The sequence below is a fragment of the Xenorhabdus bovienii genome, assembly GCF_024721015.1.
Classification (GTDB): Bacteria; Pseudomonadota; Gammaproteobacteria; order Enterobacterales; family Enterobacteriaceae; genus Xenorhabdus; species Xenorhabdus bovienii.
The window spans coordinates 19,924-46,218 of sequence record NZ_JANAIF010000031.1 but is presented as its reverse complement, the minus strand read 5'-3'; the positions used below and the strand labels follow the sequence as shown (position 1 = coordinate 46,218).

The window sequence follows — 26,295 nt, the reverse complement described above, 5'->3', positions numbered from 1 at the left end:
ATTTTATGTATTTTATGTATTTTATGTATTTTATGTATTTTATGTATTTTATGTATTTTATGTATTTTATGTATTTTATGTATTTTTGTACTTTACATAATTTCCATAATAATATGAGAATGTAATATTTATCTTTATAATTAAGTTAACTCAATCTATGATAGCATAATTATCTGTCTGCTGTTATGTCTTTAAAAGATATTTGTGTTTTAAATTTTATAACTCATTATTTTATAATTTTTTATCTAATATTTTTTTAGTTTGTTAAACTTAATAAATATTTATTTTACTGGAAGAGTTTTGATTGAAAATTCCACTTTCCAGGATTAATTAGAATCATAAATGCAGTAACAGGCTTCAATGAAGTAAAGGAAAAATTTGATAATGAACTTGATGAAAAAGTATAGTATCACTAACTTTGTTATATACCAAGTCAGTGATGTTTTATTCACTATCTCCATTAAAACAATAGGAATGTTGTTTACATGGATTATGCTTAATCAACTCGGATTGGTCGTTGAGTTAGGCTATTTTCTTTTTATATCGTGGGCATTGCAGGTGCTTACTTTGCTTGCTTTCGGTTTGTATGGTGACAAGTTTTCAACTAAGTTCTATTTGATTTCATTCTGTATTTTAAGCTTACTTATTATTTCCAGCCTGTACTTTATTGAAAGTAAAAACTACTTTTACTGGGGAATATTTTTTATCGTCACATCTCTGTTCTCTATACTGACCCAACCGATTGGAAACAGTATCATCAGCCGAATATTGCATAATACAAACACCGATCTTGCTTTCAGAGCTAGAGGGTTGGTCAGTTCACTGAACGTTGTATCAGGCCCGGCTATCTCTGGAATATTAATTAGTTATCTTGCATATGGGCATATACTCGTCATTGTATTTTGCAGTGTCGTCATCTCTTTCTTAGGTTTTCTTTGGGTTTCTATGATGCCATCAGAAAAAAAAGCTGATACATCAAAGGTGAGTTTAAAGATCTTAAAGAACAACCCTACAGAATTAAGGTTAGGTGCAATTTCTGGTGTTTTTAATTTTGTCATCGTCCCATTGGTTTCTTACTTTATTCCTTTTTTGATCATCAATACGATGAAACTAGGTGCATTTGACTTGGGGGTAGCTGAGTTTTTCTTTGGTGCGGGAATGTTCTTGGGTAGTAGCGTTTTAGTAAAATTTTTCAATCAGATGCTCGGTAAAGGTTATGCATCATTGACTGGAACTATTTTAGTTTCACTTGGTATTTTCGGCGTATCCATATCGCAGTCAAATATTCATATCAATATATCCATGTTGATTGCAGGCATTGGCGTTGTTATTTATAACATAAACACAACATCTATCAGGATGACGGCAACACCTTCTTCACAAAGGCACTCCATGGAATCTGTATTTTTATCTCTGTGCATTATTCCCATTCCATTGGGAATGTTATTTTCTACTTACAGTATTCAGTTTCTAAGTGTTAACAGCATTCTGCTTGGCATGTCATTGATATTGTTATTCTGTTCCATTTTGATTATTAAAACGCCTAATTTTATGCATCTTTGCAAGATGAGCAGTGAATCGTTGGATGGATATTATGAAAAACTGTATCCGCGTTCTGTTGGTTAATAGAGAAAATGTATTTCAAAAACAGTTCTCATTTTACTGGTTATATTCAGGTTGCTTTAGCCATGCGTCTGGTCGGTAGCAATAATTCCCTGTCTCTAACTATGATACCCCTATCTCATAAATACAAATGGTTGTCCTATTGAATAAAAAATAACATGTCTTGATTGAGGGAAACTTATTTCATTAAAAGAGAACCTTGTAGGAGAGACAATTATGAGTAACCAGTATGATGTTTTGATCATGGGGGCCGGGGTTGCTGGCATTGGTATGGCATGTCATTTAACAAGAGAATGTCCCGATAAAAAGGTGATTATTTTAGAGCGCCGTCATGCTATCGGAGGGACTTGGGATTTATTTCGTTATCCGGGCATCCGTTCAGATTCAGATATGATGACTTTTGGTTATAAATTCCGGCCTTGGTCTGAAACCAGTGTTTTTGCCGATGGCGAGTCAATTAAAAACTATGTCAATAAAACGGCAAAAGAGTATGGAATTGATAAAAAAATCCAGTTTGGGTTAAAAATTACTCATGCGGACTGGTCTGGCACGACTAACCAATGGAACATTACCGCTGTTGAGGAGACGAGTGGAGAAACTCGAACTTTTACCTGTAATTATCTGGTCGCGGCGACGGGTTATTACAACTATGATGAAGCGTATTTACCTGAATTTCCCGGTATTGAGGATTTCAAAGGGCCCGTTATTCATCCCCAACATTGGCCTGAAGGATTAGACTATAAAGGAAAACGGGTTGTTGTTATTGGTAGTGGGGCGACAGCAGCCACGTTAGTTCCAACAATGGCAAATATTGCCGAACATGTCACTATGCTACAGCGCTCCCCCAGTTATTATTTGTCTGTACCCGGAACAGATAAAATCGCTGAGTTTTTAAGTAAATTTATACCAAAACGCTGGGTTTACTCATTCAGCCGAAATCGTAATATCTTTATGCACCGTTTACTTTATAAAACCAGCCGACATTTACCTACGCTGTTGAAATCGTTTTTATTGTCGTCAGCCCGCAAAAGGGTTGGGCCAAGTTTTAATATGAATCACCTTACACCAAAGTACATGCCTTGGGATGAACGGTTGTGTGTGATCCCCAATGGTAATTTTTTAAAGTCACTGAAAGAAGGCAAATCCTCTATTGTGACCGACCAGGTTAAACGCTTTACTGAAAATGGCATTTTACTGCAATCTGGCAAGGAGTTGCCGGCGGATATCATCGTTTCTGCTACAGGTCTGAAATTACGCTCTCTTGGTGGAGTTGAAATTTCTATTGATGAGCAAAAACTGCAGGGCAATAATCGTATGCTCTACAAGGGAACGTTGATACAGGATATTCCGAATTTTGCTTATTTGTTTGGCTATATCAACAGTTCTTGGACATTGAAAGTGGATCTATCCGCAGATTATGTTTGCCGATTACTGAAAGAGATGGATCGTCGTGGTGCTAAGTCTGTGACAGCTTATGCTCAGCCGGATGAAATGTTGAAACACGAAAACATTTTTGGTGAGTTACAATCGGGTTATGTGAGGCGAGGTGATGAAGGTCTTCCTCGTCAGGGGCGCAGCCCGAATTGGCATGTTCCACATGATTATAAAAAGGATAAAGAGGTATTGGGACAGCCTGTAGATGATACGGCACTGAGATGGGAATAATTTAAAATACGGCTGATAGCCGTATTTTGTATCTATTTTTAGTGACGGCCCCCGTCCTTTTGCGACACCCTCGCACTGGACGAGGGTTTACGGTGTTTAACGGTTCGTGATAATCCATTTCTTGGTGAGCCAAGAAAAAACCAGCCCCGCAATAGCGCCAAAAATATGCCCTTCCGTTGAAACATCTTCTTGCCATGGTAACAAGCCAAAGGCGATCCCACCGTAATACACAAAGACCAGAATGGCAAAGAAGAAATCTTTTGCTCTCCTTTGGAAGAAAGCATTGGCCAGCAATAATCCCCACAGCCCAAAAATCCAGCCGCTGGCACCAATATGAATAGATGTTCGGCCAAATAACCAGACCAGTGTCCCTTCCATAAAGATAATAAACAGACTGGCAAGAACATAATAGCGAATGGAGTGGGTCATCAGTAACGTACTTAGCATCAATAATGCAGGAAGATTACTGAACAAGTGTTTCCAGCTACCGTGTAGAAATGGGGATAGCGGAATACCGATCAGGCCTTGGAAGTATCTGGGAATGATACCGAAATGATTCAATGCACTACCGGTCAGGGTACTGATCAAGTGAACGAAGATAAGTATTGCTGTTAATCCGATTAGTATACTAAGGCGTTTTTTTAGCCATAATTTCACTGTGTTATTGCCTTATTATTTATGAGAAATCAAAATTGACTCTGGCCTTGAAAAAATGTAATTATAAAAATTGATCCCATGTCCTGAAATATTTGGATTCACTGATTTACATATGAGATTTGAATTTTATTTTAGCACAATAATTTTGGTTGTGTGCTTAAATATATATATCATTGATGTAAATTAATTTATTTTTGTATATATTAAGTGATTATCTTATTTAACTTTAAAATGATATTGATCACAATGCTGTTGATATTCTATTATTTATACTGGAATTATAAAATCTGTTTGTTATATATTGATTGTTATTATTTGAATATTTTGTTTTTATAGGGGTAACATTATTTATTGTCTGGATTGGAATCAACAGTAAAAAATTACAAATAAATATAACTGTAGTAAATGTCAATAGGATAAATACCTCCAGATAAGTCGGTGTTGGGTTAGGGCTTCTCATCAGTTTTATTTTTTTATTTCGTGAAAACTCCACCATACGCCAAATTTTGTTTCTCTTTTTTCTCTGTGCATAACGGAATTTTTTTGAAGTGTCTTGTAGAATATCTCTGTTGAGCCAAACTCTGCGAATGTCATAAACATTACCCCTTCATTTATCAGATAGTTACGATACTGACTAAAAATAGTTTCTCCGTAACTCGATATTGTATGCCCGGAAAGTGTTTTTTCTGACCAAGACTCAGGAGAAATGGGCCCATTGGCGAATATATAGTCATATTTACCATCAATAGACTCAAAGATATTACTATTTATAAAATGGATATCAGTAACCTTATTCAGATAAGCATTACTTTTAGCATGGTGTAATATATTATCATTGATATCTGTTGCTACTACCAAAGATGCACCATTAAGGGCAGAATAAATAGCAAGAATACCACTGCCAGTTCCTATATCAAGAACTTTTTTCCCAGTAAAATCATGATCTATAATGTTTTTTATAAGTAATGGTGTAGAGTGCGTTTGTAATGGAGATGGAAGAAATACTTGAGGAATAACAGATAACTTAATTCCTGCCAGTGTGATTTTTACCGGGGTTTCATCATTCGTTCTTAATTTTTCCTGCTCCAACCACCATTCTGTATAACGTTTGCAGTTCTTATTCATGGCAAGCTCTTTTTTAGGATGATTTGTAAGTATGATAAATACAGTCAAGAGGCTTTTTTATTTCACGTGTTTCCACTATACAAAGACCCGCATGTATTGCTTCTTTATATATAGTGGTCAATGACCAGTAGAAATCTGTGAAGGTCAAAACAGTTTTATTTTGGATGGTGGAATTATATTATTAAGCATTCTTCATCCTTATAATTATTATATTTTCTATGGTATGATTAATAGTAATGTTGTTTTTCAGTATGATCTGGATGATTAATCGTGATAAGGAACATACCTTTCTCTGTGATGTTCCAGATCAGCCTGTTTCCCTTTATATTTTCCCAGTATCCGAACCCTGTTTCTGACGCTCCCTGCGACTAAGCCCGTTTTTATGGGTCATTGTTGTCATCAAGTCTATCAGCATGTTGCTAATTGCCGTTATTACAGCTTTTGTTACGGGGGGATATTTGAGGGTTATTCAGTTGCTGTTACTCAGGCGGGTCAGATTGTCTATCTGTTCAATCAGCAGGATGACAGTCCTTCAGTAACCGACTCAGCTCAGGCCGTTCCGGCTGTATTTCACTGATATTTTCCCAGTAAATGGTAAGCAGATCTTTGCTGAAATACGGTTGCCATAGCATATAAATTTACTTGCACCTTTTATCATATTTTGTCAGCTTTAATACAAGTCAGGGTAGCTGACGGATATCTTTCAAGACAGGATAAACATGATGAAAAATGTAGGTTTGATCGGCTGGCGTGGTATGGTCGGCTCAGTATTGATGCAGCGTATGGTGGAAGAGCGTGATTTTGACCAGATCAATCCGGTCTTCTTCACTACATCCCAGCATGGGCAGCCGGCACCCGACTTTACCGGGAAAGCGGGCATTTTGCAGGATGCCTTTGATATTGAGGCGTTAGGTGCACTGGATATTATCATTAGCTGCCAAGGTGGGGATTATACCAACGAAATTTATCCCAAACTGAAGGCGACAGGCTGGCAGGGGTATTGGATTGATGCGGCTTCTGCGCTGCGTATGAGCGATGATGCCATTATTATTCTCGATCCCGTCAACCACCAGCATATTCAGGATGGTCTGAATAAAGGCATTAAAACCTTTGTTGGCGGCAACTGTACCGTTAGTTTGATGCTGATGTCTTTGGGTGGGTTGTTTGCCAATAATCTGGTTGAGTGGGCGTCGGTAGCAACTTATCAGGCGGCTTCTGGCGGTGGTGCTCGTCATATGCGTGAGCTGCTAGTGCAAATGGGCATGCTGCATAATCAGGTTGAAAGTGAGCTGCAAAACCAGGCTTCTGCAATTTTGGATATCGAAAAGCGTGTAACAGATTTCACTCGCAGTGGCGCATTGCCGATGGATCAATTTGGTGTTCCGCTGGCAGGTAGCCTAATTCCGTGGATTGATAAACAGTTGGACAATGGGCAGAGCCGTGAAGAGTGGAAAGGGCAGGCTGAAACCAACAAGATCCTCAATACAGGCAATAATATCATTCCTGTTGATGGCCTGTGTGTTCGTATTGGAGCGCTGCGTTGCCATAGTCAGGCATTTACCCTGAAATTGAAAAAAGATATTTCCATTCATGAAATTGAAACGCTGCTGGCTTCCCATAATGATTGGGTTCGCGTTATCCCAAATGATCGTGAATTGAGCATGCGTGAATTAACCCCGGCTGCGGTTACGGGGACACTGAATGCGCCCGTTGGCCGCCTGCGTAAGCTGAATATGGGGCCGGAATATCTGTCAGCCTTTACCGTCGGTGACCAATTGCTGTGGGGAGCGGCAGAGCCTCTGCGCCGTATGCTGCGTATTTTGCTGTAATTTCAACTCTGTTTAAGAACATTGATTTCAGAAGCCCGCAGATTCAAGCCCGGTTTTTTCGGTTGGAACGTATAAGCAATTAACCCTGATACAATTTCCAGCAAGAAACCGAGTTGACTGCGGTGCTTTGCGTGATGAAAGGAAGGTATACAAGGGAATGAGCGCCCTTCTTTTCAGCGTTAACATCCGAGTGTCACTGACCAATCCCGGAAATCGTCACTAATATAGTGCTTAATATGAGAAATATAAGAATTTTTGATGGCTCATATGAAATAAAGTGAGGCTATTCATGGCTTCACTGAGAAAAAGGGAAGCCGGCTGATAACGCTTGAGTAACCCGTATTCAATCAATTACTGATGCCAGAGAGGAATAAGTTTTTGGCAAAAGTCATCGACGTGACAGTAAAGTTCTTCTAAATTAATCTTGCCTGAGGATCTCCACGATGGGGTTTCCTTTGACAAAAACTTTGCTCGTGCCTCAGACACTGAGTTTCCTTCTGAAGTGAAATTCAGGTGGTTATCAATAAATCACACAACCTTTTTAACGACTCCTAGCCATGACAAAACTTAACATAGTTTAGCTTGTGGGAAATGGGGTATGCGGAGCATGGACATGATAAATAAAAACCTTCAGGTTCACCACAAAACGCCAGTGGTCACCGTGCAGGATAACCGGATGCTGACTGTGCGTGATATCCATTACCATTGCCATCCTGACCAGCCAGATCACATCGATGATCGCATCACTCGCTATCGGTTTAACGCCCACGGCAGTTTGAGCACGAGTATTGATCCGCGCCTGGCTGAATTGCAGCAGTCGAACCAAGCGATTAATCCCAATTTCACTTATCTCTCCTCCCTCACTGGTGATGTCCTACGTACTGATAGTGTCGATGCTGACGCTACCCGCTTTTGGCGCAATCAGAAGGTAGATGCTAAAGCGATTTATGTTTTACGACAGCCTGTATCAATTGGGCAGCAAACTAATCAATTGCCGACACCGATTATTCCTCTGGATACTGACAGCAGCACTTACACTAACTACACCCGCACTTACACGTATGACCGTGGTAACAATCTAACCCAGATACGCCACAGCGCGCCGGCAACCGGTCACAACTACACTACTGCTATTACTGTCTCCGAACGTAATAACCATGCCGTACTCAGCACACTGACAGACATACCATCAAAAGTAGATACTTTTTTTGATAAGGCAGGGTCTCAACTGCAATTAATGCCAGGGCAGAGATTGGATTGGACGATGAGGGGGGAGTTGCAACAAGTGACACGGGTAAATCGTTTATCTGGTCAACCAGACAGGGAAAGTTATCTTTATGATGGCAGTAATCAGCGTGTGGTGAAAGTCAGTACGCAGCAGACTGGTGGCAGCCAACAGCAACAGCGGGTGCTTTATCTGCCGGAGCTGGAGCTGCGCACCACAAAAAACGGCGATGTGGAAAAGGAAGTACTTCAAATCATTAAGGTCGGTGAGGCGGGGCGGGCGCAAGTGCGGGTACTGCACTGGGAAAGCGGCAAACCGGATGCGCTCAGTAACAACCAGATACGCTACAGCTACGATAATCTGGTGGGGAGCAGCGGACTGGAAGTGGGCGGTGACGGGCAGATCATCAGTCTGGAAGAATACTATCCGTATGGCGGCACGGCGGTGTGGACAGCCAGAAGCCAGACAGAAGCGGACTACAAGACCATCCGATATTCGGGCAAGGAGCGGGATGCAACGGGGTTGTACTACTATGGATACCGTTATTACCAACCGTGGACAGCGCGTTGGTTAAGTGCCGATCCTGCGGGAACAGTGGACGGGTTGAACCTGTTCCGAATGGTGAGAAATAATCCTATTACATTATTTGATCCGACTGGAAACCTTCCCATAAATCATAATGAGTTACCTGCGGATACTAAGTTATCTCAGATAGCAATGCTGGGCAGCCATGACGCAGGCACTTATGCCTACAGTAGGGCAAAAAAGCGGATTCTCAATGAGTTTAGGAGCACTATTGCCCCGAGCATTTAAAACTCAAAATCTAACCTTGAAGGAGCAAGCAGAAGCGGGTGCTAGGTACTTCGATATTCGAGTAGCACAGCGCAAAGATGGTTCATTTGGTTTTTTCCATGGCCCTAGCGTTGCAGGAGGTGATGCCACTGCCGATGTTAAGGCACTATTGGAGCATGCAGGAAAAGATACTAATAATTTCTATGTGCTCAAAATGGTATTTAAAGGGGAAGGAAAGAAGAAAGCAACGTCTAGAACATCGGCCTCAGATACATTTTTACAGGATGTACTTGCTGCTCACCGCAATAATCTTATTACACGTGATGATACATCGAGTTTAGGTGAAGCAACGGTTGATTTACTGAGTAAAGGAAAAAACATAGGGCTTATGGTTCATGGCTATGATGGAACTGAGCCACATTGGAGCTACAAAGAACAAGTTCATACTCAGTGGGCTAATAGAGCGAGCGCAACGGAGACAGCCGAGTTTTTGAGTGAGTATCATGCAACCCCAGCGCCTGACGGCCAGCTTAATGTTATTCAAACGAATATTCCATTTGCCTCTCCTGCGCGTGGGCAATTCACTCGAGGGGTAAAAAGTTACTTATCTAGAATTAAGGGCATTTTGGCTGATGCTGTCGATAAGATCCCTCATGCGGGAATAATTAGTGGGGATTATATCGGGAGTGAGCATGGGGCAAGTTCAAGATTTATGGAAAGGATTGAATTACATAATCAAAGCCTAATGAATACGCATTTATAAGGTAGCCAACAATAAAGAACCGATAAAATAAATCTGGCTCACCTTGTGTTGCAAGGTGAGCCAGATTAAGGATTTTTTGTATCCCAGCCAGATAGTGGAAAACTATCTGGGATAAGGACGATTAAATATCAATATTCGCGGCTTTCAGGGCATTCTCTTCGATAAATGCACGGCGAGGTTCAACCGCATCTCCCATCAGAGTCGTAAACAGTAGATCGGTAGCAATCGCATCCTTCACTGTTACACGCATCATGCGGCGGGTTTCTGGGTTCATGGTGGTTTCCCACAATTGATCAGGGTTCATTTCTCCCAGACCTTTATAGCGTTGGATGGAAAGGCCACGGCGTGATTCTTTACTCAGCCATTCTAATGCCTGTTCAAAGTTACTCACGGGTTGACGACGTTCGCCACGTTCAATGTATGCATCTTCTTCAATCAGGTTGCCAATCAATTCTCCCAGCTTGGTGATGCGGCGGTATTCGCCCCCGTGGATGAAATCGAAATCCAGATTGTAGTTGGTATCAACGCCATGTGTACGGATACACAGAACGGGTTCATAAACCTGACGCTCACGGTTCTCATGGATTTGATAGCTATAAGTGCTGCCATGCTGCTCTTTATCATTTAGACGAATAGCCAGCGTACTCACCCATTCTTCCACTTTTGCCTGATCGTTCAAGGCATCTTCGGTCAGTATCGGGTGGTAAATCAGATTATTCAGTAAAGCCTGCGGATACAGGCGTTCCATGCGTTTAATGATTTTGTTACTGGCATTGAACTCAGTGACCAGTTTTTCCAACGCTTCGCCTTTCAGTGCTGGGGCATGCTGATTGGTGTAGAGAGATGCGCCATCCAGTGCAATCGACATCTGGTAGGCTTCCATTGCATCGTCATCTTTGATGTATTGCTCTTGTTTGCCTTTTTTCACTTTGTACAGAGGTGGCTGGGCGATATAGACATAGCCACGCTCAATGATCTCAGGCATCTGGCGGTAGAAGAACGTCAGCAGCAGGGTACGGATGTGGGAACCATCGACATCGGCGTCGGTCATGATGATAATGCTGTGATAACGCAGTTTGTCCGGGTTGTATTCATCACGGCCAATACCGCAGCCCAGTGCGGTGATTAACGTTGCGACTTCCTGTGAAGACAACATCTTGTCAAAACGCGCTTTTTCAACGTTCAGGATCTTACCTTTCAGTGGCAGGATCGCCTGATTTTTACGGTTGCGCCCCTGTTTTGCTGACCCTCCCGCAGAATCACCCTCCACCAGGTAGAGTTCGGACAGAGCAGGATCACGCTCCTGACAGTCAGCCAGTTTGCCCGGCAGACCTGCCAGATCTAGTGCGCCTTTGCGGCGGGTCATTTCACGGGCTTTACGCGCCGCTTCACGGGCACGAGCGGCATCAATGATTTTGCCGACGACCGTTTTGGCATCGTTCGGGTTTTCCAGCAGGTATTCTACCAGCTTCTCATTCATCTGGGTTTCAACCGCAGTCTTCACTTCAGAAGAAACCAGCTTGTCTTTAGTCTGGGAAGAGAATTTCGGATCAGGGACTTTGACGGAAATAACTGCAATCAAGCCTTCGCGGGCATCATCACCCGTGGCGCTAACTTTGGATTTTTTGTTGTAACCTTCTTTATCCATGTAGCTGTTGAGGGTACGAGTCATCGCGGCACGGAAACCAACCAAGTGGGCTCCTCCATCGCGCTGAGGAATGTTGTTGGTGAAACAGTAAATGTTTTCCTGAAAACCGTCATTCCACTGCATGGAAATTTCCACGCCAATACCGTCTTTTTCCGTGGAAAAATAGAAGACATTAGGGTGAATAGGCGTTTTATTGCGGCTCAGGAATTCAACAAACGCTTTGATACCACCTTCATAATGGAAATGGTCTTCTGCATTAGTGCGTCTGTCGACTAAACGGATGGAAACGCCGGAGTTCAGGAATGACAGCTCGCGCAGGCGTTTCGCCAGAATATCATATTCGAATTCGGTGTTGAGCTTGAACGTGTCCATACTTGGCCAGAAACGGACAGTTGTCCCAGTCTGCTCAGTATCTCCGACCATTTTCAACGGGGCCTGTGGAACCCCATGCTGGTAGGTTTGTTCGTGGACTTTGCCGTCACGACGGATAGTCAGTTCCAGTTTTTCAGATAAGGCGTTAACAACAGAAACCCCTACACCATGCAGACCGCCGGAAACTTTATAGGAGTTGTCATCGAATTTACCCCCCGCATGCAGCACGGTCATGATGACTTCCGCTGCTGAAACACCTTCTTCTTCGTGTATGCCGGTAGGAATACCGCGGCCATCATCCTGAACAGAAACAGAGTTATCTGTATGGATGGTGACAAGTATTTTGTCACAATGACCTGCGAGGGCTTCGTCGATAGCGTTGTCAACAACCTCGAAGACCATGTGGTGCAGGCCGGTACCATCATCGGTATCACCGATATACATGCCTGGACGTTTACGGACGGCATCCAGCCCTTTTAATACCTTGATACTTGAGGAGTCATATGTATTCGACATCAACGTTTCTCGCTCATCTTAATCCTGTGGTTGAACCTCGATTTTGCCATGTTCTACGCGAAACATCCTGCTATTTACATCAATCATGTCTGTAACTTGCCCAAGCGTGATTGCACTGACAAATACCTGAGCCTGCGTAGATTTTAGACGCTCGGCTAACAGTTGACGACGGCCGGCATCCAGTTCAGAAGCAAAATCATCAAGCAGATACAGGCATTTTTGCCCGCTCTGTCGGGTGAAATATTCACCCTGCGCTAACCTCAACGCGCACATCAGTAATTTCAACTGACCACGGGAGAGCATATCTTCTACCGGTGTGCCGTCCACCCTGATCCGTAGATCGGCTTTATGGGGGCCGGAAGCGGTGTAGGTTAACGTTCTGTCGCGCTCGAATTGCCGCGCGAGCAGTTCTGCATATTCACTCTCTTTGTCCCAGCCCTGCTGGAAGCTGATGCTGAGGGTGAATTCAGGTAAAAATTGTTTGCAGGTTTTCTCGATATCTTCAGCAATACCTGCAATGTATTCAGCCCGCCATTGGCTTATTTCAGTCGCTAGCGGTGCAAGCTCACGATCCCAGTGTTGGATTTGGCTGTAGCGGGTCACTTGTCGCAATGCCGCATTTCGCTGTTTGAGCAGCCTTTTCAGGTTGACCCAGGCAGTAAAAAAACGCGGCTCATTGTGAAAACAGCCCCAGTCAATAAAAGCGCGGCGGTATTTAGGGCCACCGTTTAGCAGCGTAAAACCTTCTGGCGTGATAAGTTGCATCGGCAGCATTTTCGCCAGTTCGGCAATTTTATGCCCGTCACTGCCATCGATCCTGACTTTGCTGTCACCCAGACGGTTTTTACTCAGCCCTACCGCCAAGATCCGTTCGTGGAATTGCTGTTCCAGCCGCCCATGAAGAATGAATTCTTCACAATCATGGCGGATCACCCTTCCCGCCTGAATGCTGCGAAAAGCCCGCCCATGGCCCAATGTATAAATGGCTTCCAGTATACTTGTTTTACCACTGCCATTTGGCCCAACCAGAAAATTAAAACCGGTTGCCAAAGTCAGATCGGCATTCGCGATATTACGAAAATCGCGGATCAGCAAACGCGAGAGAATCATAAAATGAGTTAATGTGGTTACAGGCGCATAGGCATCACGACATAAGTCGCGGCCTGACTGGCTGAATTCTCTATTTTTACACTGGAGGTGGCATCCGTCAGCAAGAGACTTACCTGCTCGCATTTCAATGCATTCAGGACATCCAGCACATAGCTGACATTGAAGCCAATTTCCATTTCAGTGCCTTGGTAGCTGACATCGACAATCTCTTCCGCTTCTTCCTGTTCCGGGTTGTTTGCGGTAATTCTGAGTTGGTTTTGGCTTAAATAGATACGAACACCACGGAATTTTTCGTTGGATAAAATCGCTGCCCGTGAAAATGCCTGCTTAAGCACGTCACAGTTTGCTTCCAGCGTTTTATCTGGGTTTTTGGGCAGTACGCGGCGGTAATCAGGAAAGCGCCCGTCCACCAGCTTGGATGTGAAGACGAAATCACCGACATGAGCGCGAATGTTATTACTGCCAATCTGCAATTGCAGCGGGCTATCGCCGCCATCGAGCAGCCGCATCAATTCAATGACGCCTTTACGGGGAACGATCACCGAATGGGAAGGCAGGTTCTGGCCGATATTCATAGAGCAGACTGCCAGACGGTGGCCGTCTGTTGCAACGGTACGCAGTTCTTCCTCTTCGGTTTCAAACAGCATGCCGTTCAAGTAATAGCGCACATCCTGATGTGCCATTGAAAACTGGGTGGATTCAATCAGACGTTTCAGTGTTGCCTGTGGCAGAGAAAATTCGACTTCGCTCTGCCAGTCATCAAGATTGGGAAAATCTGAAGCCGGCAGGGTAGACAGTGAAAAACGGCTGCGGCCAGAGCGAACCAGAATGCGATCGCCATCCAGTTCAACACTGATTTCCGCTCCGTCAGGCAATCCTCGCCAGATATCAAAAAATTTACGCGCGGGGATGGTTGTTGCGCCCTGTTCATGCGGTTGAGTCAGCGCAACCCGTGCCTTCATTTCCATTTCTAAATCTGTACCTGTTAGCAACAGGGAACCTTCCGTCACCTGCAACAACAAGTTGCCCAAAATTGGCAGGGTAGGGCGGCCACCCAAGGGACTGCTAACCTGCTGTAAGGGTTTTAATAATTGCTCACGTTCAATGATAAATTTCATAGCGCTAGGAAGATAATGTTCTGATTAAGTTAGAAAAATCTTCTTTGATGTCATGACTTTCCTCACGCAGCTGTTCGATTTTACGACATGCGTGAAGGACTGTTGTATGGTCACGTCCACCAAAGGCATCCCCGATTTCAGGCAAACTGTGATTCGTCAGCTCTTTTGCCAGCGCCATTGCCATTTGTCTTGGGCGGGCAACGGAGCGTGAACGGCGTTTGGAAAGCAGATCAGCAACCTTGATTTTGTAATATTCAGCGACTGTTTTCTGAATATTATCAATAGTTACCAGCTTTTCCTGTAGAGCCAATAAGTCACGTAGTGCTTCGCGTACAAAATCAATGGTAATCGCCCGCCCGGTAAAATTGGCGTTGGCGATGACCCTGTTCAAAGCGCCTTCGAGCTCACGAACGTTGGATCGCAGGCGTTTGGCAATAAAGAAAGCCACTTCACCCGGTAACTGGATTTGGTTCTCGTCAGCTTTCTTCATCAGAATGGCAACGCGTGTTTCCAGTTCTGGTGGCTCGATGGCAACGGTCAGCCCCCAGCCAAAACGTGATTTTAACCGATCTTCGACGCCATTGATCTCTTTTGGATAGCGATCTGATGTCAGAATAATCTGTTGATTACCTTCCAGCAGGGCATTGAACGTGTGAAAGAATTCTTCTTGGGATCGCTCTTTATTCGCAAAAAATTGAATATCATCGATCAGCAGGGCATCCACTGAGCGATAATAACGTTTAAATTCTTCTATCGCATTGTTCTGCAATGCTTTTACCATATCCTGAACAAAACGTTCAGAATGCATGTATACCACTTTTGCATTGGCTTTGCGCGCCATGATGCTATTGCCGACGGCATGCAAAAGGTGAGTTTTACCCAAGCCGGTGCCGCCATAGAGGAACAGCGGATTGTATGCGCCCCCCGGATTATCGGCAACTTGTCGGGCCGCAGCTCTGGCGAGCTGGTTGGATTTACCTTCAACAAAGTTATCGAACGTATGTTTTGGGTTCACATTGGAACGATAGGATAACTCTGGCTGGGCTTTTGCATTATCCCAGCTTGGGCGCACAGATAAACTGGACGGCGCAGTAGCTATCGGCATGTTGGCAATGATTTTCTGAGATGTAGACTGGTTCGGTGAAACAGGCTTATTACCGACTTCAAAACGCAGTAACGGTACTTCAGGGCCACAGAAATCATTTAATAACAAATTGATATTGTTGATATATTTCTCTCTTACCCAATCCAGCACGAAACGGTTGGGGGCATAGAGAGCCAAAGTGTTATCACTCAGTTCTGCCTGAAGGGGTCGTATCCACATACTGAATTCTGTGGCAGGTAACTCATCCTGCAATCGGGCAAGACATTGCTGCCAAAGCGAAAGTGACACGGCGAACTCCCCTAAAACAAGACCAATAAAAGAAATCGGAATAATAGATACGTTATACTGGGTATAAAGCGTCACTCCCCCGATGATGAGGAAGGTCGCATGTACCTTGTGGCGATTTTTACTATCATCGCTCCCCAACGATCCGTATAGTGAGATCGGGATCGGTGATCATAACGCAAAAGACGGTATAGATCCTCATTCTTTTACACAGCTTTGACGCTTTTTATCCACAGGGAGATCGCCACGCTTTGGCACTCGGAGAATATAAGGCTCGTAGAAGATACTGTAGTGTAATCATGGTATATAGCAAATTCCATTTAGCTATTGTTTAAAATATGAAGTGAAAACAACATGATGATCACGATTAAGGTGTAAGGATCGGTGTATGATCCTTGCGCTTTATTACACAGTCCGTATAATCCTCCACCCTGCGTGTTATGCCAACGATTTTTTCCGGCTATGGCTGGTTAAGTTTTGGGTGAGCACCTCGGGTAGCAAAAGTCTGGTAATGTCTGGTTAAAGTAAAAAAAACCGACAGGAAAGCGGTCAGGCTCGCGTCATCTTAGATTGATGGATTGACTAGGGGTAGTACATTTTATTACAATCCTGCCTCTTTCTATATATTGATGTTGCGACTGAGGCATCGGTGTCTACTTATTTCTCACTGGTCGCCAACGAATTTGCTGAATCAGTAACAAATTTTAAGTTAGGTAGAAATCGCTATGAAACGCACTTTCCAACCGTCCGTACTGAAGCGTAACCGTACACACGGCTTCCGCTCTCGTATGGCCACCAAAAATGGTCGTCAAGTTCTGGCTCGCCGTCGTGCGAAAGGCCGTACTCGTCTGACTGTTTCTAAGTAATAAAGCTAATCATACCACGTGGTTAAGCTCGCTTTTCCGAGGGAGTTACGTTTGTTAACTCCCGAGCATTTCACTTATGTTTTCCAGCAGCCACAACGGGCAAGCTCCGCAGAGATAACCATTCTTGGGCGCCTTAATGAGCTGGGGCATCCCCGCATCGGTCTAACCGTCGCCAAAAAAAATGTTAAACGCGCCCATGAGCGTAATCGTATCAAGCGATTGGCTCGTGAAAGTTTTCGTTTAAACCAGCATAAATTGCCTTCCATGGATTTTGTGGTTTTGGTGAGGAAGGGGGTTGCTGAGCTTGATAATCGTGAGCTAACGGAGGCGTTGGGCAAATTATGGCGTCGTCACTGTCGCTTGGTTCGCGGCTCTTGATTGCGATAATCAGGGGCTACCAGTTGGTGATCAGCCCACTGTTGGGGCCTCGCTGTCGTTTTCATCCTACCTGTTCTCAATATGGCATTGAGGCACTGCGCAGGTTTGGAATGATAAAAGGCAGTTGGTTAACAGTGAAACGCATATTAAAATGCCACCCCTTACACGAAGGTGGTGATGATCCTGTCCCACCTAAAAAAAACGAAGATAACAGAGAACATTAACGATGGATTCGCAACGCAATCTTCTTTTCATCGCTTTGCTGTTTGTTTCGTTCTTGGTCTGGCAGGCGTGGGAGAAAGATCAGAACCCACAACCAACGGCACAGATCACGCAACAAGCAAATACGCCGAGTAGCGAAGCAAGCAGTGGGCAAGGTAAACTGATCACCGTGAAAACGGATGTGCTTTCTTTGCACATTAATACCCGTGGCGGTGATATCGAAGAGGCTGATCTGCTGGCCTATCCTGATACCCTCGGTTCAAACAAACCATTCAAACTGCTCGAAAGCACCCCTGAGTTCATTTATCAGGCTCAAAGTGGATTAACTGGCACCAATGGCCCAGATAATCAAGCTGAACGCCCGTTTTACCACACCACTCAGGATAGCTACGTTTTGGCTGATGGTCAGAATGAATTGCGTATTCCGATGACTTACACTGCACCAGATGGTGTTGTTTATGTCAAAACCTTCATTTTGAAACGCGGTAATTACGCGGTTTCTGTCGATTACAACATCGATAACGTGACTGACAAGCCGTTGCAGATGGCGTTCTTTGGTCAGTTGAAGCAGAGTGTTGAGTTGCCGAAAAGTCGTGATACTGGCAGCAGCAACTTTGCTCTGCATACTTATCGCGGTGCTGCTTATTCATCAGCTGAAGCAAAATACGAAAAATACAAATTCGGCGATATTGAAGATAAAGCGTTAGCCGTAACGACCAACGGTGGCTGGGTAGCGATGTTGCAGCAATATTTCGCCACTGCTTGGGTGCCGGGCGCAAACTCTACCAGTACTTTCTACACGATTGACCAGAAAAGCCAGAAAATGGCGATAATCGGGTACAAAGGTGAAACCGTCAATATCGCACCTAACAGCAAGCAGAATATCTCCTCTACTCTGTGGGTAGGCCCTGAAATTCAGGACAAAATGGCTGAAGTTGCTCCACATCTGGATCTGACCGTTGATTACGGCTGGTTGTGGTTTATTTCTCAGCCTCTGTTCAAATTGCTGAAATTCCTGCATGAATTCATCGGTAACTGGGGCTTCTCCATCATCGCCATTACCTTTATCGTGCGCGGTATCATGTATCCGCTGACTAAGGCGCAATACACCTCCATGGCGAAAATGCGTCTGTTGCAGCCGAAAATTACGGCGATGCGTGAGCGTCATGGTGATGATCGTCAGCGCATGAGTCAGGAAATGATGGCGCTGTACAAAACAGAAAAAGTGAATCCACTGGGCGGCTGTCTGCCTCTGGTGATTCAGATGCCAATCTTCCTTGCGTTGTATTACATGCTGATGGGTTCTGTTGAGCTGCGTCATGCGCCATTCATTGGTTGGATTGAGGACTTGTCCGCACAAGACCCTTACTACATTCTGCCATTGCTGATGGGTGCGACCATGTTTGTGATCCAGAAACTGTCACCAACGACCGTAACCGACCCTATGCAGCAGAAGATCATGACTTACATGCCCGTAATGTTCACTGTCTTCTTCCTGTGGTTCCCGTCTGGTCTGGTGCTGTACTATATCGTCAGTAACTTGGTCACCATCATCCAGCAGCAGGTTATTTTCCGCAGTCTGGAAAAACGCGGTTTGCATACCCGCGAAAAAAAGTAGCTCTTTAAAAGAGCTAACTAGAAGGCGGTCATTGGCCGCCTTTATTATTTCAGTTGATTAGTAAAAGAGAGAGTTTCATGAATACCACCGATACGATAGTCGCTCAGGCCACTCCTCCGGGACGAGGCGGTGTAGGCATCCTGCGTATTTCTGGCCCTAAGGCGGCGGAAGTTGCTGAGGTGGTATTGGGCAAGTTGCCGAAACCCCGTTATGCGGATTACTTGCCCTTCCGTGATGTGGATGGAACTGTGCTGGATCAAGGCATCGCGCTTTACTTCCCCGGCCCCAACTCTTTTACCGGCGAAGATGTGCTGGAACTTCAGGGGCACGGTGGGCCGGTCATTCTTGATTTGCTGTTAAAACGTATTCTGACAATTTCTGCTGTGCGTATTGCCAATCCGGGTGAATTTTCTGAACGTGCATTTTTGAATGACAAACTCGACTTGGCACAGGCTGAGGCGATTGCGGATCTGATTGATGCCAGTTCTGAGCAAGCTGCCCGTTCAGCCATGAATTCTCTGCAAGGGACATTTTCCCATCACGTCCACCAAATGGTGGAAGCGCTTACTAACCTTCGTATCTACGTTGAAGCGGCGATTGATTTTCCTGATGAGGAAATTGATTTTCTTTCCGATGGCAAGATAGAAGCCAAGTTGGATGAGGTGATTGCGGAGCTTGGTCACGTTCGTTCACAAGCTCGTCAGGGAAGCTTGCTGCGTGAAGGAATGAAAGTGGTTATCGCGGGGCGGCCAAACGCGGGTAAATCCAGTTTGCTCAACGCATTGGCTGGCCGTGAAGCCGCGATTGTCACCGATATTGCAGGTACAACCCGCGATGTTTTGCGCGAGCATATTCATGTTGATGGAATGCCGCTGCATATTATTGATACGGCGGGGCTGCGCGAAGCGAGCGATGAAGTGGAACGCATTGGTATCGAACGCGCATGGCAGGAAATCGAGCAGGCGGATCGCGTGCTGTTTATGGTAGATAGCACGACCACGGATGCCGTTGAACCTGCGAAAATCTGGCCGGAATTTATGGCAAAGCTGCCTGCATCACTGCCTGTTACCGTGATCCGCAATAAGACCGATATGACCGGAGAAGAAACCGGCGTATTAGAAGTAAGTGGTTACTCATTAATCCGCCTCTCTGCCCGTGAGGGGAAAGGTATTGATTTGCTGCGGGATCATCTAAAAGAGGCGATGGGTTTCAACAGCAATACCGAAGGGGGCTTCCTCGCCCGTCGTCGCCATTTACAGGCATTGAATACGGCGGCAGAACATTTGCAGGAAGGCCATCAACAACTGGTTTTTGCCCGTTCAGGGGAATTGCTGGCGGAAGAATTGCGACTGGCGCAACAGGTATTGTGTGAAATTACCGGCGAATTTACTTCGGATGATTTGCTGGGCAGGATTTTTTCGAGTTTTTGTATTGGGAAGTGAATGGGTAAAAAATATCGGGTAACGTTCACTGAGGCTTATCAAATGTATATTTTGATGAGCTTTGCTAGGATTGGCTTATGCTCTTTCTCAGATAAATTATCTACCTTATTTTGTATATTCAAAATAAACTACCATTGTATCTCCAAAAGAAAGTTGATGCTCTCCCGGACAGTACGCGTTCACCGTAATATCTGCACTAGCATATTCTTTCGCTGCACATCGGCTATTGCTTTAACTTGAACAATACCTGCCTTATTAAAATAAGGAAGAGCAATATCAATCGGTTTTTTTAAAAAAATTAAACAATGTACAATTAGGACATATTGCGCTTTATTTAAATGTTTTTTCAGATTTATATCAATTCATTTCGATATGATATAGGAATTACATTCATTAAAGATTGAATCACCAGCAGTATATTCTATTGTTAATGAAATGATGCAATTTTGTTATTGTTATATAAGCTTGGATGTTATTGATGATTTTTTTCATGACGATATACCAAATAAGACAGTTTATATTTTAATTAATTATAACTTGGTTTCTTCTTAAGATAATTATAATAATTGATATTATATCATATTTATTATAAGTAACAAATTAAATTCCATTGTAATGTTTTGTGTTAATATTATTAATTTGTTGTTATTTAAGATAAAATGAATAAAATAACAATTTGTTATTATTGTTTTTTTATTCATTTATTTATTGTTAATAATGAATATTTAATCATGATTTCATTTTGGAATAGTTATATATAATTATTCCAAATCTCAAATTTGAAAAAAATAATATATTCTTTCTTGTTTGTTATTAATTTAATTAATGGTGTTTTTATTTTTGTTTGTAGGATTGGTTTTCTTATTTATTGACATGGTGGAATAGTTTGTGAGACTTTATTATTCCATTAAGTTAAATATACGTTTGTAGGCGAATGTTATATGAAAAAATATGTATCTGCGGTATGTGAGGAATTATCCTCAATTCTCTTTGTTGAAGAAAATACTATTCATGAAAATTCTTCATTAATTAATGACTTGGGTGCCGATTCTTTAGATGTTATTGATTTGTCATTTAACCTTGGTAAGAAATTTAAAATCACGATGCCGACAAAAAGTGTTTTTGCCCATGCTTATGAAGTTCTTTCCGAAGAGGTACTGAACCGACTGTTAGCTGAGGATACGCTTACTCAAGAAGGCAAAGGATTACTTGTTTATAGTTGTTATGATTATACACCGGAACAGTTGAATACCATTCATACTTTGGGTGACGTATTTGGTGAAACCAATGTTCACAATTGGGCTTCGTTATGTAAAGCCACTTACGAGTCGAATGGAAAAAATGCGGATGAGATTATCCTGGAAGAAATAAAAAAATATTGTTCAGAAATGTTAATTAAATAATAAGGTTCTTAATTCATGAAATTAACTGGCTAAGATAAAAATAATTACAATTCAGTATTAATAGAAAATAACCTGAATAAAACATATTATTAAAATAGAAGATAACTATGACTGGTATTAGTACAGATAATATTGCTGTAACCGGTTATGGTTTAATTGTTCGTAATCATGATTGCCCAAGTGATTTATTTAATTCTCTATCGGAAGGGAAATCACTTATCTGTGAAGATGAGTTATTAAAAGAGTATGGAATAACCCATATTCCGAGTGCAAAATTATCCTTCAAAGATATAGATAGGTTACGTAGTCAATTCAGCTGTACAGGACAATTATCCAATAATCGTGTTTTCTTGATGGCTTGCGGTGCTGCATCAAATAGTTTGCAAATGGCGGGATTGACTCAAACGGAGTTAAATCAATCCCAATGTGAGTTATTTTTTGCCAATAACAAGATGTTTGTTGATGGTGAGGCATTATCCCGTTATTTCAATTCAGGAATATCACCCTCAAAATATATCGATATTGAACAATTTGGGGCGCTGATGCGCCCATATGAAATCGCCGAAGAGCTGGCAAACAGCTTAAATATCTCAACACTACCCAAAATTTATAGTGATGCTTGTACAGCTGGCATAGTCGCACTCTATTCGGCCTATCAGCACCTCAAGAGTGGCAGGCTTGACATTGCATTGGTTGGTGCTTCTGAAGAAGCCACCCACCCGATTATGCAATTATTGTTCAAGAAAGTCAGAGCGCTGTATGACGGTAAATTTACCGATATGAGCCAATCTTCACGGGCATTTGATAAAGATAGGTCAGGTTGTGTTCTGGCTGATGCTTCTGCATTTTTGGTTGTAGAACGTTGTTCTCATGCTATTGCCAGAAAGGCGAACATCATAGCTGAAATTGCAGGAATGTCTCGGCAATCCGAAGGGTATAAAATGACGTCAACCGATCTCTCTGGGCGATATTACCGGGACTGCATGTCTGCTGCATTGCAAGATGCGGGCTTATCAGCGGAGGATATTGAGCACATTAATTCTCATGGTACATCAACCGTCAATAATGATCTTGCTGAGAGCAAAGCGATTAATGCACTTTTCCCCCATAACCCATTGGTTATTTCCACGAAATCAGCGATGGGGCACTCGCTTGCTGTTAGCGGACTATTGGAAGCCATCCTTTCCATTGAAACACTGAAGAATGAACTCATTCTTCCCAGCCTTAATTTTTCTGAGGCGGGGAAAACAGATGGGGTGGTTAACGTTAACAGCACTGCAAAAGTGAAACGCGTTAATCACATCTTGAGTAATTCCTTTGGGTTTGGTGGGGAAAATAGCAGTCTGATATTAAAGCGGCATGAGGGGTGAAAAATGGGAATCTACATTGCCAGTGGAGTTAGCCTGCTTCCTGATGGCCTGAATATGGACAACCTGATACAGGGTAATATAGCAGCGGCTGAACGTTCAGATAGTTCACTTCATTTACCCAATATCGTAGGTGAAAGGCTTATTAGCGATAAGGCTTTTGTCATGCCACGTATGGATAAGATTGTCCGGCGGGTTGCGAATGCGCAAAGTCGGTGGGTGCTCTATTCTGGCATCAAAACGTGGGAAAGTAGCACTGGGGATAAAATTTCGCCTGAACAACGAGGATTGTTTATCGGATTAGGAACCAGTGATGCTGATGATGACATACTTCCTATTGCCTTTGATGCACAGGACGATGAAAGTTATGTTTCCAGAGCCTTGGTTGAAACACCTCCATTAATGGGATTGGCACTGTTAAATACGTCAACAGCCAGCCATTTATCTCAACATCTTAATATTCAGGGAGACAATGGTTTTTTTTCTCCTCATGTTGATGCAGGTGGCAATGCACTTCTGGAAGGCTATTACAGTATTAAAGAAAAACGTAGCCAATGGGTTCTCTGCGGCGGGGGCAGCCAGAAAATTTCACCGTGGTATTACCTTGCATACGAACGCCTCATAAAAAATACCCCGTGGCTACCAGCAGAAGCGGCGGCATTTATCACTCTGCATGAAGATGTTCATAATGCGGACGGTGAGATCCTCCGTTTTGAACGTTCATTTCTGCACAACACAGCCTTTCACAACAATAATCCGTATCAGCGTTTTCTGACTGAATTGACGGAGGAAAATTTATCGCCATGCCAAATCATCCATGTTGGAAAAGCTACTGATGGGTTCATAGCACTGGCAAGCGATACTTTTCCTGATGCTATACAATTTTATCTTGATAAAACAATGGGATATTCAGGGCCTGCTGCACCTTTTATTGCGATTAATCTGGCCATTGACATGCATAAAAAAGGGATCAGTGTTGATAACGTCAATCGGAATTTCATCCGTCCACTGCCGCCTAGTTTGGTGTTAGTCGTGGTTCATGGTTTGGAAAATCAATGCATTGCCATTTTGCTTCGCATGGGGATGCCCAAAGAGGGGGAGTTGTGATGGTTTCTGATCGTCGCGTTGTAGTCACGGGCATGGGGATCGTCAGTGCTTTCGGGACTCATATTGATGTTTTCTGGCAAAAACTTTGCGATGGAGAATCTGCCGTTAAACCACTGGCGTTTGCAGATAATGGCGCATTACCTATCAAATATGCTGCACAGATTGATTTTGATTCACTGATTGCCAATCACTCTGCGTACCTGCCGGAATCCGGGATGACAGACAGACGTGGAGTGATGGGGATTATTGCTGCAGCCAAGGCATTGGAAGATGCGGGGCTACATCCGGCACAGCTTGCTGGGAAGCGCATCGGAATTTATGGGTGTAGCGGGGTTTCTAGCACTCTTGAAGATGATAGAAATCTGTGCCGTCATTCTCATGAACCAGTTATGCAATCCCTGTTGCAGCAACGCAATAATTTGGGTGCTTATTCAGGCATAAGATGCAGTAATGATGGAATGGTAACGGAGATCGCTCGCCAGCTTGCTTTAGCGGGGCCTGTCGTCAATGTCAATGCGGCTTGTGCTGGTGCGACTCACGCTATTGGGCTGGCCTGTCAGTCCATTCGAAGGGGAGAGGCCACCATGATGCTAGCGGGAGGGGCTGATTCGGTCATAAGCCTGCGCACTTTGGTCGGGTTGAATTTGTTGGGAGCAACTGCCACAACAGAAAAATGGGGTGACAGGTTTTGTCGGCCTTTTGATAAAAATCGCAGTGGTTTGGTTGCTGGCGAAGGGGGTGCTTTCTTAGTCCTTGAAAGTGAAGAAAGTGCGTTGAGCAGAGGCGCGAAAATTTACGCTGAAATTACAGGATACGGTGCTTCCCTTGATGCTTATAAGCTGACCGCTCCCCATCCTGATGGCATTGGGGCGGAAAACGTTATCAGGAAGGCTATCAGGGACAGCGGTTTAGAACCTCACCAGATTGATTATGTTAATGCCCACGGTACATCAACCCCATTGAATGATGAGTTGGAAACTGCGGTTATCAAGCGGATCTTTGGCAGCCAGCCGCCCCTGATTTCATCAATAAAATCGATGTTGGGCCACTGGATAGCCGCGGCGGGAGCGGTTGAAACTATAGCAACGGTTCTGACGGTGAAAAACAAGTTTATTCCTCCTACCATCAATCTTGAAACGCCTGATCCACTGTGTGATTTGGATTATGTTCCACAGAAGGGCAGGCCTTTCCCCGTAAAAAATGCGATAACAAACTCATTTGGCTTTGGTGGCATTAATTCGTGTTTAGTGATAGGGGATTACGGTGATAAATAGAGGCGTAAAACTTATTAGCTATAATGTGACTAGTCATCATTCGTCATTGAATAGCTTGAATCATGAGAATAATGGCGGTGAGCTGATTAAAAATGACAAGTTGAGGCGTTTTTATTCTATAGGAACGGAAAAAGGCATTATTTCAGCGCGAAGAGCGTTAATGTTATCCGGTTTGGATATCGCTGATCCTAATAAAAGATTTGGCCTGTATACCACACAGTATGGCTATCTTCATCCTATGCCTTCGGAATTGAATCCTGAACAGGAAGAACATGGGGCAGAGAATGAACATGAAATTTATCAAACTATCTGGAATTCAGTACAGGTAAATCCTTTCTTAATTACCCTATCGCTCAGTAATAACCTGCTAGGTGTGCTTTCCCAAGAATTGAGCCTGCAATGTGATTGTGCTTCTTTTTTACGTGGAAATATCGGTTTGTTGTCAGCATTCAGTGAGGCTGAGTTATTCCTGAGCAACGGCATGATTGACTATGCATTAGTGGTGGCTTCTGGCATGGGAAATATCACTCATGATGCTCAATCTGATGGTGAGGAAGACTTTGTGGAATTTGGCGTCACTTTTATTCTGGCGAAGGGTGAAAGACCGACACTGCAAGATTATCCGACCATCGATATTTCCTCTCTGAGCAGAATGTATCGTGAAGGAAATCATTGTGCTGAAGCCGTCTTGTTTATCAATGAAATAGCGGACTATATGTCAGCCTGTGTACGGACTGAGACTGCCAGCCCTAGTCTCAAACCATAGCTCCACACAACCATAGCTT

Annotated in this window: 20 protein-coding genes and 3 pseudogenes; 15 read left to right on the top strand and 8 right to left on the bottom strand. The window is 43.5% G+C overall.

The features are described 5' to 3' along the window. The first annotated feature begins 384 nt into the window (after positions 1-384). Together NXS07_RS10275 and NXS07_RS10270 are read left to right on the top strand one after the other, a co-directional pair. A complete protein-coding gene (locus tag NXS07_RS10275; RefSeq protein WP_238125830.1) occupies positions 385-1,626 on the top strand; it encodes an MFS transporter in 1,242 nt (413 codons plus the stop codon). 213 nt (positions 1,627-1,839) lie between these two features. Beyond that, the gene (locus NXS07_RS10270) at positions 1,840-3,288 is read left to right on the top strand and encodes a flavin-containing monooxygenase (protein ID WP_238125829.1); all 1,449 of its coding nucleotides are present in this window, start codon (positions 1,840-1,842) and stop codon (positions 3,286-3,288) included. Positions 3,289-3,384: 96 nt separating this feature from the next. Here NXS07_RS10270 and NXS07_RS10265 read toward each other — a convergent pair whose 3' ends face one another. The 3 genes and pseudogenes from NXS07_RS10265 to NXS07_RS10255 all read right to left on the bottom strand — a co-directional run. Further along, on the bottom strand, positions 3,385-3,945 hold the full coding sequence (locus tag NXS07_RS10265) for a rhomboid family intramembrane serine protease (RefSeq protein WP_038194896.1): 561 nt from the start codon (positions 3,943-3,945) through the stop codon (positions 3,385-3,387). Between the two features lie 465 nt (positions 3,946-4,410). Then, positions 4,411-5,070: a 50S ribosomal protein L11 methyltransferase gene (locus NXS07_RS10260; protein ID WP_051863000.1), complete on the bottom strand. Its 660-nt coding sequence runs from the start codon at positions 5,068-5,070 to the stop codon at positions 4,411-4,413. A gap of 288 nt (positions 5,071-5,358) precedes the next feature. Further along, positions 5,359-5,672: pseudogene (locus NXS07_RS10255) on the bottom strand (recombinase family protein); the annotation flags it as partial. Between the two features lie 120 nt (positions 5,673-5,792). On the opposite strand from NXS07_RS10255, the gene asd reads away from it, so the two are divergent. Beyond that, entirely contained in the window at positions 5,793-6,899 is a 1,107-nt protein-coding gene (gene asd / locus NXS07_RS10250; RefSeq protein ID WP_258086695.1) for an aspartate-semialdehyde dehydrogenase, read from the top strand. Between the two features lie 2 nt (positions 6,900-6,901). Here the strand turns inward: asd and NXS07_RS22185 are convergent. Beyond that, a pseudogene (locus NXS07_RS22185) lies at positions 6,902-7,322 on the bottom strand (hypothetical protein). A gap of 442 nt (positions 7,323-7,764) precedes the next feature. On the opposite strand from NXS07_RS22185, the pseudogene NXS07_RS10245 reads away from it, so the two are divergent. Further along, positions 7,765-8,784 (top strand): annotated as a pseudogene (locus NXS07_RS10245) (RHS repeat-associated core domain-containing protein); the annotation flags it as partial. 118 nt (positions 8,785-8,902) lie between these two features. Next, positions 8,903-9,679, top strand: coding sequence for a PI-PLC domain-containing protein (locus tag NXS07_RS10240; protein ID WP_155271836.1), 777 nt, complete (start codon positions 8,903-8,905; stop codon positions 9,677-9,679). A 121-nt stretch (positions 9,680-9,800) separates the two neighbouring features. Here NXS07_RS10240 and gyrB read toward each other — a convergent pair whose 3' ends face one another. From gyrB to dnaA, 4 genes are read right to left on the bottom strand one after another with little or no spacing between them, the layout of a single operon-like run. Continuing rightward, complete coding sequence (gene gyrB, locus NXS07_RS10235) at positions 9,801-12,215, bottom strand: DNA topoisomerase (ATP-hydrolyzing) subunit B (protein ID WP_038223430.1); 2,415 nt, start codon at positions 12,213-12,215, stop codon at positions 9,801-9,803. 18 nt (positions 12,216-12,233) lie between these two features. Continuing rightward, on the bottom strand, positions 12,234-13,325 hold the full coding sequence (recF, locus tag NXS07_RS10230) for a DNA replication/repair protein RecF (protein WP_038208169.1): 1,092 nt from the start codon (positions 13,323-13,325) through the stop codon (positions 12,234-12,236). A gap of 17 nt (positions 13,326-13,342) precedes the next feature. Beyond that, positions 13,343-14,443, bottom strand: coding sequence for a DNA polymerase III subunit beta (gene dnaN, locus NXS07_RS10225; protein ID WP_258086692.1), 1,101 nt, complete (start codon positions 14,441-14,443; stop codon positions 13,343-13,345). A 4-nt stretch (positions 14,444-14,447) separates the two neighbouring features. After that, complete coding sequence (dnaA, locus tag NXS07_RS10220; RefSeq protein WP_012986629.1) at positions 14,448-15,836, bottom strand: chromosomal replication initiator protein DnaA; 1,389 nt, start codon at positions 15,834-15,836, stop codon at positions 14,448-14,450. A 722-nt stretch (positions 15,837-16,558) separates the two neighbouring features. Between dnaA and rpmH the strand changes: the two genes are divergently transcribed. The 10 genes from rpmH (at position 16,559) to NXS07_RS10170 (ending at position 26,276) form a co-directional block, all read left to right on the top strand. Further along, positions 16,559-16,699 (top strand): 50S ribosomal protein L34, encoded by a 141-nt coding sequence (gene rpmH / locus NXS07_RS10215; RefSeq protein ID WP_012990648.1) that lies wholly within the window; start codon positions 16,559-16,561, stop codon positions 16,697-16,699. 18 nt (positions 16,700-16,717) lie between these two features. Beyond that, positions 16,718-17,077: a ribonuclease P protein component gene (rnpA, locus tag NXS07_RS10210; protein WP_038196844.1), complete on the top strand. Its 360-nt coding sequence runs from the start codon at positions 16,718-16,720 to the stop codon at positions 17,075-17,077. Next, the gene (yidD, locus tag NXS07_RS10205) at positions 17,041-17,301 is read left to right on the top strand and encodes a membrane protein insertion efficiency factor YidD (protein WP_038180719.1); all 261 of its coding nucleotides are present in this window, start codon (positions 17,041-17,043) and stop codon (positions 17,299-17,301) included. The genes rnpA and yidD overlap by 37 nt, the downstream gene beginning before the upstream one ends. 2 nt (positions 17,302-17,303) lie before the next feature. Then, positions 17,304-18,917, top strand: a complete 1,614-nt coding sequence (gene yidC / locus NXS07_RS10200) for a membrane protein insertase YidC (protein ID WP_038216444.1) — start codon at positions 17,304-17,306, stop codon at positions 18,915-18,917. A gap of 77 nt (positions 18,918-18,994) precedes the next feature. Beyond that, the gene (gene mnmE / locus NXS07_RS10195) at positions 18,995-20,359 is read left to right on the top strand and encodes a tRNA uridine-5-carboxymethylaminomethyl(34) synthesis GTPase MnmE (protein ID WP_038216446.1); all 1,365 of its coding nucleotides are present in this window, start codon (positions 18,995-18,997) and stop codon (positions 20,357-20,359) included. A gap of 941 nt (positions 20,360-21,300) precedes the next feature. Beyond that, the gene (locus tag NXS07_RS10190) at positions 21,301-21,762 is read left to right on the top strand and encodes an acyl carrier protein (protein WP_051870614.1); all 462 of its coding nucleotides are present in this window, start codon (positions 21,301-21,303) and stop codon (positions 21,760-21,762) included. Between the two features lie 107 nt (positions 21,763-21,869). Next, positions 21,870-23,132: a beta-ketoacyl synthase N-terminal-like domain-containing protein gene (locus NXS07_RS10185; protein ID WP_258086691.1), complete on the top strand. Its 1,263-nt coding sequence runs from the start codon at positions 21,870-21,872 to the stop codon at positions 23,130-23,132. Between the two features lie 3 nt (positions 23,133-23,135). After that, the gene (locus tag NXS07_RS10180) at positions 23,136-24,236 is read left to right on the top strand and encodes a beta-ketoacyl synthase N-terminal-like domain-containing protein (protein ID WP_038208179.1); all 1,101 of its coding nucleotides are present in this window, start codon (positions 23,136-23,138) and stop codon (positions 24,234-24,236) included. Next, positions 24,236-25,510, top strand: coding sequence for a beta-ketoacyl-[acyl-carrier-protein] synthase family protein (locus tag NXS07_RS10175; protein WP_258086694.1), 1,275 nt, complete (start codon positions 24,236-24,238; stop codon positions 25,508-25,510). Before NXS07_RS10180 ends, NXS07_RS10175 begins: the two co-directional genes overlap by 1 nt. Next, positions 25,500-26,276: a hypothetical protein gene (locus NXS07_RS10170; protein WP_258086690.1), complete on the top strand. Its 777-nt coding sequence runs from the start codon at positions 25,500-25,502 to the stop codon at positions 26,274-26,276. Before NXS07_RS10175 ends, NXS07_RS10170 begins: the two co-directional genes overlap by 11 nt. The last annotated feature ends 19 nt before the right edge of the window (positions 26,277-26,295 follow it).

What these genes read in the sequence shown, in the direction of transcription:
- NXS07_RS10175 (WP_258086694.1), top strand. Translation starts at nt 24,236, where the DNA reads ATGGTTTCTGATCGTCGCGTTGTAGTCACGGGCATGGGGATCGTCAGT.
- NXS07_RS10270 (WP_238125829.1), top strand. Translation starts at nt 1,840, where the DNA reads ATGAGTAACCAGTATGATGTTTTGATCATGGGGGCCGGGGTTGCTGGC.
- dnaN (WP_258086692.1), bottom strand. Translation starts at nt 14,443, where the DNA reads ATGAAATTTATCATTGAACGTGAGCAATTATTAAAACCCTTACAGCAG.
- yidC (WP_038216444.1), top strand. Translation starts at nt 17,304, where the DNA reads ATGGATTCGCAACGCAATCTTCTTTTCATCGCTTTGCTGTTTGTTTCG.
- NXS07_RS10185 (WP_258086691.1), top strand. Translation starts at nt 21,870, where the DNA reads ATGACTGGTATTAGTACAGATAATATTGCTGTAACCGGTTATGGTTTA.
- recF (WP_038208169.1), bottom strand. Translation starts at nt 13,325, where the DNA reads ATGATTCTCTCGCGTTTGCTGATCCGCGATTTTCGTAATATCGCGAAT.
- rpmH (WP_012990648.1), top strand. Translation starts at nt 16,559, where the DNA reads ATGAAACGCACTTTCCAACCGTCCGTACTGAAGCGTAACCGTACACAC.
- NXS07_RS10260 (WP_051863000.1), bottom strand. Translation starts at nt 5,070, where the DNA reads ATGAATAAGAACTGCAAACGTTATACAGAATGGTGGTTGGAGCAGGAA.
- yidD (WP_038180719.1), top strand. Translation starts at nt 17,041, where the DNA reads ATGGCGTCGTCACTGTCGCTTGGTTCGCGGCTCTTGATTGCGATAATC.
- NXS07_RS10190 (WP_051870614.1), top strand. Translation starts at nt 21,301, where the DNA reads ATGAAAAAATATGTATCTGCGGTATGTGAGGAATTATCCTCAATTCTC.
- NXS07_RS10180 (WP_038208179.1), top strand. Translation starts at nt 23,136, where the DNA reads ATGGGAATCTACATTGCCAGTGGAGTTAGCCTGCTTCCTGATGGCCTG.
- asd (WP_258086695.1), top strand. Translation starts at nt 5,793, where the DNA reads ATGAAAAATGTAGGTTTGATCGGCTGGCGTGGTATGGTCGGCTCAGTA.
- NXS07_RS10240 (WP_155271836.1), top strand. Translation starts at nt 8,903, where the DNA reads ATGAGTTTAGGAGCACTATTGCCCCGAGCATTTAAAACTCAAAATCTA.
- NXS07_RS10275 (WP_238125830.1), top strand. Translation starts at nt 385, where the DNA reads ATGAACTTGATGAAAAAGTATAGTATCACTAACTTTGTTATATACCAA.
- gyrB (WP_038223430.1), bottom strand. Translation starts at nt 12,215, where the DNA reads ATGTCGAATACATATGACTCCTCAAGTATCAAGGTATTAAAAGGGCTG.
- mnmE (WP_038216446.1), top strand. Translation starts at nt 18,995, where the DNA reads ATGAATACCACCGATACGATAGTCGCTCAGGCCACTCCTCCGGGACGA.